At 68.4% G+C, this 5,059-nt stretch carries 5 protein-coding genes; 2 read left to right on the top strand and 3 right to left on the bottom strand.

All coding sequences use genetic code 11. The features are described 5' to 3' along the window. The 3 genes from JMF90_RS23450 to purN form a co-directional block, all read right to left on the bottom strand. The coding region (locus tag JMF90_RS23450; protein WP_201325486.1) for a mechanosensitive ion channel family protein at nt 1–1,030 on the bottom strand (1,030 nt) is incomplete at its 3' end. An 18-nt stretch (nt 1,031–1,048) separates the two neighbouring features. Further along, nucleotides 1,049–2,314 (bottom strand): RsmB/NOP family class I SAM-dependent RNA methyltransferase, encoded by a 1,266-nt coding sequence (locus tag JMF90_RS23445; RefSeq protein WP_011546011.1) that lies wholly within the window; start codon nt 2,312–2,314, stop codon nt 1,049–1,051. Then, nucleotides 2,311–2,973 (bottom strand): phosphoribosylglycinamide formyltransferase, encoded by a 663-nt coding sequence (gene purN / locus JMF90_RS23440; RefSeq protein ID WP_011546012.1) that lies wholly within the window; start codon nt 2,971–2,973, stop codon nt 2,311–2,313. Before purN ends, JMF90_RS23445 begins: the two co-directional genes overlap by 4 nt. 122 nt (nt 2,974–3,095) lie before the next feature. Here purN and JMF90_RS23435 point away from each other — a divergent pair, with 122 nt between their 5' ends. Together JMF90_RS23435 and JMF90_RS23430 are read left to right on the top strand one after the other, a co-directional pair. Next, nucleotides 3,096–4,088, top strand: a complete 993-nt coding sequence (locus tag JMF90_RS23435; RefSeq protein WP_011546013.1) for a bifunctional riboflavin kinase/FAD synthetase — start codon at nt 3,096–3,098, stop codon at nt 4,086–4,088. A gap of 103 nt (nt 4,089–4,191) precedes the next feature. Continuing rightward, nucleotides 4,192–5,059, top strand: an 868-nt coding sequence (locus JMF90_RS23430) for a class I tRNA ligase family protein (protein WP_201325485.1), incomplete at its 3' end; no start/stop codon positions are given.

Genomic DNA, 5,059 nt, shown 5'->3' with positions numbered 1-5,059 from the left:
TGTACGCGACCTGCACCGCGACTTTCGCGTAGCCGCGCGTCAGGTAGGACGACTGGTTCTGCACGACGTCGGTGATCAGCTTCTCGTTCGGGATCAGCGTCTCGTTGCCGTCAAGGCCGCGCACGACCGTGTAGCGCGTGCGGATCTGCGTGACGACGCCCTGCAGCCCGCCGACGCTGATCGCATCGCCGAGCCGCAGCGAGCGGTCGAGCAGGATGATGAAGCCCGACACGTAGTTGCTGGCGATCTTCTGCAGCCCGAACCCGAGGCCGACGCCCACCGCGCCGCCGAACACGCCGAGCACCGTCACGTCGATGCCGACCAGCGACAGCCCGATCAGGATCGCCGCGAACACGAGCAGCGCGCGGCCGATCCGCGACAGTACGACCTTCAGGTTCGCGTCGAGCGTGCTCGCGCGCGACAGGCGATCCTCGAGCACCGAGCCGAGCCACATCGCGACCATCAGCGTCACGCACACCCACAGCGCGCCGGAGATCACCGACAGCAGCGTGAGGTGCGCGGTCGCGACCCGGAACTGCACGCTGTCGAGCCAGCCGAGCACGTCGCGCTGGATGCCGAGCACGGTCATCACCATCGCGGCCCACACGACGGTCGACACGATCTTCTCGACGATCGACAGCCACGCGTGCGTGTGGCCGTCGCGCGCGAACACGCGCCGCGCGAAGAAGAACAGCACGTAGATCAGCCCGATGCCGAACAGCGGCACGAGCGCGAGCGACAACAGCGACGTCGACATGAACGGGTCGAACGCGAGTTGCGCGCCGCCGACGAACACGCTGCCGAACAGCGGAAACAACGCACGTTTCAGGCTTTGCGCGCCCGCGCCGGGCGCACGCCCGGCCGCCCGGCGCCGCGCATCGATCCGGCCGTGCACGAAGCGCGCGGCCACCCACGCGAAACACAGCGCACCGATGAGGATCGCCGCCTGCCAGATCATCACCGGCTGGTGGAAATCGCGAATCACCGATTCCAGCCGGTGCGACAGCAGGCGGCTCTGCAAATTCTCCATCGTCCGTCCGGGCAGTCGTTACTGCGCGGCGCGGCGCTCGAGCACCGCGGCGAAGAAGCCGTCGGTCGCGTGACGGTGCGGCCACAGCGACAGGTAGTCGCCCGTCTCGAGCTCGATGCGCTGGTCGGCCAGCACCTGCTGCGCCGGCACCAGCGTGAACTCCGGATGATCGGCCAGGAACTGTTCGACGATGCGCTCGTTCTCGGCGTCGAGCACGCTGCAGGTCGCGTAGACGAGCCGGCCGCCCTTCTTCACGAGCCGCGCGGCGCTCGCGAGGATCGACGCCTGCTTCGGCGTCAGCTCGTCGATCGCCGTGCGCGTCTGGCGCCACTTCAGGTCCGGATTGCGGCGCAGCGTGCCGAGGCCGCTGCACGGCGCATCGACCAGCACGCGGTCGATCTTGCCGGCGAGCCGTTTGATCTTCGCGTCGTGCTCGCTGTCGATCAGCACCGGGTTCACGTTCGACAGCCCGCTGCGCGCGAGGCGCGGCTTCAGCTTCGCGAGACGCTTCTCCGAGATGTCGAACGCATAGAGGCGCCCGGTCGAGCGCATCATCGCGCCGAGTGCGAGCGTCTTGCCGCCCGCGCCCGCGCAGAAATCGACGACCATTTCACCGCGGCGCGGCGCGACCAGCGAGCACAGCAGCTGGCTGCCTTCGTCCTGCACCTCGATCGCGCCTTCCTCGAACAGCTTCAGGCGCGTCAGCGCCGGCTTGCCGACCACGCGCACGCCGAACGGCGCGAACGGCGTCGCGCCCGCTTCGATGCCGCTCACGCGCAGCGCTTCGATCACCTGGTCGCGGGTCGCCTTCTGCGCGTTGGCACGCAGGTCGAGCGGCGCCGGGTAGTTCAGCGCAGCGGCGAGCTGCGCGAGTTCCTCGGCGTCGAAACGCTCCGACAGCGCCTGGTGAATCCAGTCGGGCAGGTTCGTGCGAATGCGCACGGGCAGGCTCGCCGGATCGATCTTCGACACGTGCTCGAGCCACGCGGACTCGGTGTCGGACAGGAACGGCTTCAGCGCATTGCGCCCCATCGTCTGCATCAGGCCGAGCAGCGTGAGACGCCGCGCGGGCGTGCCGGTGCCGCTCTCGGCGAGATGCGAGAACTCCATCTTCCGGCGCAGCACCGCGAACACGGCCTCGGCGATCACGCCGCGCTCGGCATGCCCGAGCTTCGGGTGCGCGCGGAAGAACCGGCTCGTCGTCGCGTCGGCGGGGCCGGCGAACTTCAGCACCTCGGCGAGCAGGGTTTCGGTCTGGCCAATCAGGAATCCGTGCAGCTTCATACGCCCTCACTCGTTTCGGTTTGCGGTTGATCCGCGAAAATCCAGCGCGCCTCTTCGGGCGCGACCACTGCACGACCGTCCTCGAGGCGCAGACGCCCTTCGACGAACCAGCGCACCGCACGCGGATACAGCACGTGCTCGACCGTCAGCACGCGCTGCGCGAGCGCGGCCGCGTCGTCGCCGGCATGCACCGGCACCGCGCCCTGCGCGACGATCGCGCCGCTGTCGAGCTCGGGAATGACGAAATGCACGCTCGCGCCATGCAGCGCGACGCCCGCATCCAGCGCCTGCTGGTGCGTGTGGATGCCCTTGAAGCTCGGCAGCAGCGACGGATGGATGTTGAGCAGCCGGCCCTCGTATCGTCTGACGAATGCAGGCGTCAGGATGCGCATGAAGCCGGCGAGAACGACGAGATCGGGCGAAAAACGGTCGATTTCGGCGGCGAGCGCCGCGTCGAAGCTGTCGCGGCCGTCGAACGACCGGTGGTCGACCACCGCCGTCGCCACCCCGTGCGACGCGGCAAAAGCCAGTCCGGCCGCATCGGGCCGGTTGGCGATCACGGCGGCAATCTCGGCCGGCCAGCGTTCCTGCGCGCACGCGCGGACGATGGCCTCCATGTTGCTGCCGCGACCGGAAATCAGGATCACGAGTTTTTTCATCCGCGAATTTTACCATTCGCCCTCGCGTTTCCCGCCTTCTCGGCCGTCGGCCCGCTCGAACGTTTATAATCTTCTGCTTTGCGGCATCCCACCGCCCATTCCCCGACGCTGCATCCGCTATCGTGAAAGTCTTCCGCGGCCTGCCCAACGCCGAGAGCCGCGCCCCGTGCGCGCTGACGATCGGCAACTTCGACGGTGTCCATCGCGGCCACCAGGCCCTGCTCGCGCGCGTGCGCGCGGCAGCGGACGCGCGCGGCCTGCCCGTGTGCGTGATGACGTTCGAGCCGCACCCGCGCGAATTCTTCAATCCGGCCGGCGCACCGCCGCGCATCGCGATGCTGCGCGACAAACTGGAAGCGCTGCGCGACCACGGGGTCGACCGCGTCGTCGTCGAGCACTTCAACCACACCTTCGCGAGCCAGTCGCCGCAGGCGTTCGTCGAACGCACGCTGGTGAACGGGCTGCACACGCGCTGGATGATGGTCGGTGACGATTTCTGCTACGGCGCGAAGCGCGCGGGCACCTTCGACACGCTGAAGGCGGCCGGCGAGCTGCACGGCTTCGAGGTCGAGCAGATGGGCACGGTGGCCGGCAGCGACGGCACGCGCATTTCCAGCTCCGGCGTGCGCGCGGCGCTCGCCGCGGGCGATCTCGACGCGGCCGCGCAGGCGCTCGGGCACGGCTACGCGATCAGCGGCCACGTCGCGCACGGGCTGAAGCTCGGCCGCGATCTCGGCTTCCCGACGCTGAACCTGCCGATCCAGCACAAGCGGCCGGCGCTCGCGGGCATCTTCGTCGTGCAGGTGCACGGCCTCGGCCCCGAGCCGCTGCCGGGCGTCGCGAGCCTCGGGCTGCGCCCGACCGTCGACGATTCGGGCCGCGTGCTGCTCGAAGTTCATCTGCTCGACTGGCACGGCGACGCGTACGGCAAGCTGATCCGTGTCGAATTCCTGAAGAAGCTGCGCGACGAGGCGAAATTCGACGATCTCGAGGCGCTGTCGCGCGCGATCGCGCTGGACGTCGCGAATGCACGCGCCTACTTCACCGAACGCGACCGTGCGCCGGGCAGCCGCGCGACGGGCTTCGCGACGTCGGCCACCGACCGAATTAGCTGATCCGGACGGCGGCGCCTCGCGCCGCACCCTCGCGCCGCCCTCGCGCGCGCCTACCCGATTCACGACGCCCGAGCGTCCCCCCGATTTAGATAGCGATCCCATCATGAGCAACAAGAAAGCCGATTCGAAACCGCAGGCCAAGTATCCGGTCAACCTGCTCGACACGCCGTTCCCGATGCGCGGCGACCTGCCCAAGCGCGAGCCGCAGTGGGTCAAGGAGTGGGAAGCGCGCGGCATCTACGAGAAGATCCGCGCGGCCAGCCAGGGCCGGCCGAAGTTCATCCTGCACGACGGCCCGCCGTATGCGAACGGCGACATCCACCTCGGCCACGCGGTGAACAAGATCCTGAAGGACATCGTCGTCAAGTCGCGCAACATGGCCGGCTTCGACGCGCCGTACGTGCCGGGCTGGGATTGCCACGGGATGCCGATCGAGATCCAGATCGAGAAGCAGTTCGGCAAGTCGCTGCCGGCGGCCGAAGTGATGAGCAAGGCGCGCGCGTACGCGACCGAGCAGATCGAGAAGCAGAAGGTCGGCTTCAAGCGCCTCGGCGTGCTCGGCGACTGGGCCAACCCGTACAAGACGATGAACTTCGTGAACGAGGCGGAAGAAATCCGCGCGCTCGGCAAGATCATCGAGAAGGGCTACGTGTACCGCGGGCTGAAGCCGGTGAACTGGTGCTTCGACTGCGGCTCGGCGCTCGCGGAAGCGGAAGTCGAGTACAAGGACCGCACCGACCCGACGATCGACGTGATGTTCGCGTTCGCGGAGCCGGAAAAGACCGCGCACGCGTTCGGCCTGCCGGCACTGCCGCGCGCCGAGGGCGGCATCGTGATCTGGACCACCACGCCGTGGACGATCCCCGCCAACCAGGCGCTGAACCTCCATCCGGAAATCATCTACGCGCTGGTCGACACCGAGCGCGGGCTGCTGATCATCGCGGAAGAACGCGTCGAAGCCTGCATGACCG

The sequence above is a fragment of the Burkholderia sp. E168m23 genome, from assembly GCF_016586125.1.
Lineage (GTDB): Bacteria > Pseudomonadota > Gammaproteobacteria > Burkholderiales > Burkholderiaceae > Burkholderia > Burkholderia orbicola.
Note: the sequence above shows the minus strand (reverse complement) of the source record. Positions and strands in the feature narration are given on the sequence as shown.

Bases quoted from the DNA above. Each gene is read 5' to 3' on its own strand.
- JMF90_RS23445 (WP_011546011.1), bottom strand. From the start codon at position 2,314: ATGAAGCTGCACGGATTCCTGATTGGCCAGACCGAAACCCTGCTCGCC.
- purN (WP_011546012.1), bottom strand. From the start codon at position 2,973: ATGAAAAAACTCGTGATCCTGATTTCCGGTCGCGGCAGCAACATGGAG.